Source organism: Megasphaera sp. AF13-6AC (assembly GCF_027685385.1).
GTDB lineage: Bacteria > Bacillota > Negativicutes > Veillonellales > Megasphaeraceae > Megasphaera > Megasphaera micronuciformis.
Map to the genome: position 1 here is coordinate 664 of NZ_JAQCUN010000092.1, position 4,847 is coordinate 5,510.

Annotated in this window: 4 protein-coding genes and 1 pseudogene; all 5 read left to right on the forward strand. The window is 44.9% G+C overall.

Going from position 1 to position 4,847, the window contains the following annotated elements; all coding sequences use genetic code 11:
* A partial coding sequence (locus PGX78_RS05950; RefSeq protein ID WP_270445874.1) for a YadA-like family protein occupies nucleotides 1-343 on the forward strand: 343 nt, incomplete at its 5' end.
* A gap of 197 nt (nucleotides 344-540) precedes the next feature.
* Nucleotides 541-1,170 carry a DUF47 domain-containing protein gene (locus tag PGX78_RS05955; RefSeq protein ID WP_006941531.1) on the forward strand — a complete coding sequence of 210 codons (630 nt, stop codon included), beginning with the start codon at nucleotides 541-543 and terminating at the stop codon, nucleotides 1,168-1,170.
* Nucleotides 1,163-2,226 (forward strand): annotated as a pseudogene (locus PGX78_RS05960) (inorganic phosphate transporter). Before PGX78_RS05955 ends, PGX78_RS05960 begins: the two are co-directional and overlap by 8 nt.
* A gap of 118 nt (nucleotides 2,227-2,344) precedes the next feature.
* The gene (locus PGX78_RS05965) at nucleotides 2,345-2,773 is read left to right on the forward strand and encodes an RrF2 family transcriptional regulator (protein ID WP_040773545.1); all 429 of its coding nucleotides are present in this window, start codon (nucleotides 2,345-2,347) and stop codon (nucleotides 2,771-2,773) included.
* Nucleotides 2,774-2,963: 190 nt separating this feature from the next.
* On the forward strand, nucleotides 2,964-4,721 hold the full coding sequence (locus PGX78_RS05970; protein ID WP_270445875.1) for a 1-deoxy-D-xylulose-5-phosphate synthase: 1,758 nt from the start codon (nucleotides 2,964-2,966) through the stop codon (nucleotides 4,719-4,721).
* Nucleotides 4,722-4,847: the final 126 nt, after the last annotated feature.

The window sequence follows — 4,847 nt, forward strand, 5'->3', positions numbered from 1 at the left end:
TCAGATTATGGCCGGTATCGGTAACTATCGCGGGGAAACGGCGGCAGCCGTAGGTTTGGCACATTATGCCAATGAAGACACGATGCTCCACATGGGCGTAGCTCTCGGCGACAATAACAATATGGTAAACGTCGGAGTCACGCACAAGTTCGGCAGTGCGGCTAAGAAGGCGGCTATTCCCGATCGGTACAAAGCCGGTCCTATCAGCTCCGTTTATGTCATGCAGGATGAAGTTACTCAATTGCGTGCCGAAAATGCACAGCAGAAGGCGACGTTGACGAAACAGCAAGAAGAAATCGACGCGTTAAAAGCGGCAGTGGCACAGCTCATGGCAAAACAGTAGCAGGTAAGTTGAAATTCGAAAGCTCCCGATCGTAAAGGTCGGGAGCTTTTTCTCCATAAAAACCTTTTATGTGACAACGGTATATAAGTAGGGCCGTAAATTGTATACGAATATATACGCCTATGGTATAATACTATTCAGGTCTATATGTAGACTTACTACTGTCTAATAACGTCTGTTAAGGAGACTTGATAGAGATGGCATTTCATTTAAAGCCGAAAGAAGAAAAGTTCTTCAATTTGCTGGACAAGCATGCAGCCCTCTGCTATGCGGCGGCAGATATTCTTAAGGAAGCGGTGAATGAAGAAATTTCCAAAGCGGAAGCGATGGAAAAAATTAACGCCCTTGAAGAAGAGGCGAATGATTTGGTACTGGAAACGATGAAGCGATTGCAGAAATCCTTTATTACGCCTATGGATCGTGAAGACATTCAGGAACTTATCGACAAACTCGATAAGGCTTTGGATAATGTTACGGAAATCATGGACAAGATGTGTATCTATCGCGTCGGAACGGCAACAGAAGGAACGAAGCGTATGGCTACCATTATGGCTAAGTCCATGAAAGAGATTCGACGTTCCATTGAAGCTATGCGCAATGTAAAAAAAGAATATTTGAAGATCGAGGCGCGTAGTAAAAAAATTATGAAATTGGAGCAAGAATGTGACGATCTGTATCATGAAGAAATGGGCAAGCTTTTTGCAGAATGTAAAGATCCCATCGAGCTCATTAAATGGAAGGAAATTCTTCAGTCCATTGAAGATGTTACGGACGGTTGCGAATCATTGGCCACTTTATTTCGGAGGATCGTGTTAAAATATGCCTGAGCATTGGTTGATCTGGACAGTCGTTATCTTAGCTGTTCTCTTTGATTATATAAACGGCTTTCACGACACGGCAAATGCCATAGCTACCAGCGTGTCGACGCGAGCTATATCGCCGAATCATGCGATTTTGATGGCGGCGGGATTGAACTTTTTGGGTGCCATGGTCAGTACGGGAGTTGCCACGGGTATCTGTCCCACTGTTATTAACCCTAAATTTGCCAACGGTGTTGACAAGCGGTTGCCAAAACGATTGGCGGCGACCTGGTTCTGGATCCGACCCAAATCAGCCTGGAAGTTATTATAGCGGCTTTGGCAGGGTCTATTATTTGGAACATTCTGACTTGGTATTATCGGATACCCAGCAGTTCATCCCATTCTTTAATCGGCGGTATTATCGGTGCCGTATCGATAAGCGTGGGACCGCAGATTTTATCGGGTGAGGGAATCGGCAAAATCGTTCTTTCCCTGGTTCTTTCTCCCGTAGTGGCTCTGGTAACAGGGTATTTTGTCATGATCGGCCTTTTATGGGTTGTGCGCAATTACTCTCCCGTGTCCTTGAATCGACAGTTTCGGAGAATGCAGATCGCTTCCGCCAGTCTGATGGCATTTTCTCACGGGTCGAATGATGCGCAGAAGGCCATGGGGATTATTGCTTTGGCTCTTTTGAGCGGCGGTTATATCGACACTATGGAGATTCCTACGTGGGTAAAGCTGGCCTGTGCTACCTCTATGGCTCTCGGTACTTCAGCCGGCGGTTGGAGAATTATTTCGACTATGGGAACGAAGATTTTTAAGCTCGAATCCATTAACGGATTTGCCGCCGATTTGAACTCTTCTGTCGTTATTTTTACGGCCACCTTATTACACTTGCCTGTCAGTACGACTCACGTTGTTTCAGGATCTATTATGGGGATCGGTTCGGCTGAACGGGTTCGTGCCGTACACTGGGGGGTTGCACGCAGCATGCTCGTTGCCTGGGTCGTGACTATTCCTCTCAGTGCCGTTTTATCGGGACTTATTTATCTGGTTATTAACGGCGTGGCTCATTTATTTTAGATATATCATCTGAGTACAGTATAGATGTATCTATACTGTACCTTTTTTTAAAACAAAACTACACTTTTTTAGTTACATATTGTATAATGTAATACAAGAGGTAAGGAGGGACGGAATTATGCGTTTGAATCAAGCTACAGACTATGCTTTTCGAATGGTTTTGTATTTAGCAACGTGTCCGGAAGGCACGAAAATCACGGGCGCCGCTCTGGCGGAAAAACAAAATATACCGGAACGGTTTTTGTTGAAGATTATGCGTAGCCTGACAGCTGCCGATATTATGAAATCCTATCGCGGGGTAGAAGGCGGCTTTGCCTTGCAACGAGACCCGAAGGATATTACTCTTTATGATGTTATTGATGCCGTAGAAGGACAAACACAGTTGCAGCGATGCTTGGCCGACACGGATGCATGTACGCGCGGTTGCGGCGGCATGTGTTCTTTATATAATGCGTTTGAAGAAATTCAAAACGATTTGGCGGCTAAACTGAAGTCTGTCAACTTTGCCGATTTGGCGGCGAAGGAAATGGCTATGTCCGGTAAATAATAAGTGCAGGAAATACACGACGCGAAAAAATTCGAGTCGTGTATTTTTTATGTCTCTTTGCGAGGTATCGCTTTTTTCATAAGTAGAGATGCTGTATATAAAATAATGCATAAGGAATAAATATTGATTTGTGCTAGAATAAAGATAAAAGAAACAACCTCATATATCATAATATCAAGGAGGTAGTGAAATGAATTTGGCAGACCTTACATCGCCCGATGATATAAAGAATTTATCGCTAAGCGAGTTGACAGATATTGCAATGCAGGCTCGGAAAGCGTTGATACAAAAGGCGGCTGTTTGCGGAGGTCACCTGGGGCCGTCACTCGGAGCCGTGGAATTAATTATGGCCTTACACTATGTGTTTAATTCGCCGACCGATAAAATTGTATATGACGTATCGCACCAAAGTTATATGCATAAAATCCTTACCGGCCGCGTACGTGCTTTTACGGAAGAAGCACACTACCATGACGTAACGGGGTATACTGATCCGCAGGAAAGCGAGCATGACCTTTTTAACATCGGTCATACGTCTACATCTGTCAGTCTGGCATCGGGGCTGGCTAAGGGACGAGATGTTACCGGAGGCAGGGAGAACGTGATTGCCCTTATCGGTGACGGATCTCTGTCGGGCGGCGAGGCATACGAAGGACTGGATTATGCGGCTACATTGGGTTCTAATATGATCATTATTGTGAATGACAATGGCATGTCTATTGCTGAGACACATGGCGGTATTTACGAGGGTCTTAAGGAATTGCGTGAAACAAAGGGGCAGAGTCATCGAAATCTCTTTACGGCCATGGGTTTTGAATACCGTTTTCTGACAGACGGCAATGATTTGGAACGGACGATTGACATGTTAAGATCCGTTAAGGACACGGATCATCCCGTAGTTGTTCATGCAGTAACACAAAAAGGGAAGGGATTTACTCCGGCTGAAGAAGACAAAGAAAGATGGCATTATACCAAACCTTTTTATGAGAAAACGTATGAGCTGCGAACACGAATTGCGGAGCCGACTTATGAAAGTATTACGGCCGAGTATTTAATGAAAAAGATAGAAGAAGATAAGTCGCTTGTCGTTATTAATGCCGCGACGCCCAGCGGATTTGGCTATACTGAAGAATGGCGTAAAAAAGCGGGAGGTCAATACGTAGACGTGGGTATTGCGGAAGAGCATGCCGTGGCCATGGCTTCAGGTGTTGCCAAGTACGGCGGAAAGGCCGTTTTTAATGTATACAGCACCTTTTTGCAGCGTACATACGATCAAGTTATGCAAGATTTATGTGTCAATGGCAATAGTGCCGTCATCCTCGTATATCGTGCGTCCGTATACGGCATGAATGATATTACTCATCTGGGGTATTTCGATATTCCCATGCTCAATTCCGTGCCCCGTTTCGTTTATTTGGCGCCGACGTGTAAAGAAGAGCACCTGGCCATGCTTGCTTGGGCCATAGGGCAGACGAGTCACTCCGTAGGAATTCGCATTCCCGTCGGTCCTCTGGAGGAAAAGGGAGTAGCCGATACAACGGACTATAATCAAATAAATCGCTTTGAAATAACTCAACATGGGCAGAAGGTAGTTCTTATAGGCTTGGGAAATTTTTATCATTTAGCCGTGAATGTCGCTGCAGTTCTTGAGCGAGAGACGGGTATCTGTCCCACTGTTATTAACCCTAAATTTGCCAACGGTGTTGACAAGCGGTTGTTGGAAGAACTCCGCAAAGACCACGAATTGACGGTTACCCTGGAAGACGGCGTCGTAACGGGCGGATTCGGGCAAAATATTGCTTCTTTTTACGGACCGACAGAGATGAAGGTTAAAAATTACGGTCTTGCCAGAGCCTTTTACGACCGCTATGATGCGGAAGACTTGTTAAGGGAGTCGGGGATTACGGTGGAGAAAATTACGGCGGATATACGAGAGCTGTTGATGTAAAAATTTGTACACCGGGGGATGTCTGCCATAAGGGAGATATCTCTTGTATAATCCATATGACCTGAGCCTTCATTTACAAAAAAAATATGATATAATAAACCAGTACCATTAATTATGACCTTATAC

Excerpts from the sequence above, each read along its gene's own strand:
- PGX78_RS05965 (WP_040773545.1), top strand. The coding sequence starts at position 2,345 with ATGCGTTTGAATCAAGCTACAGACTATGCTTTTCGAATGGTTTTGTAT.
- PGX78_RS05970 (WP_270445875.1), top strand. The coding sequence starts at position 2,964 with ATGAATTTGGCAGACCTTACATCGCCCGATGATATAAAGAATTTATCG.
- PGX78_RS05955 (WP_006941531.1), top strand. The coding sequence starts at position 541 with ATGGCATTTCATTTAAAGCCGAAAGAAGAAAAGTTCTTCAATTTGCTG.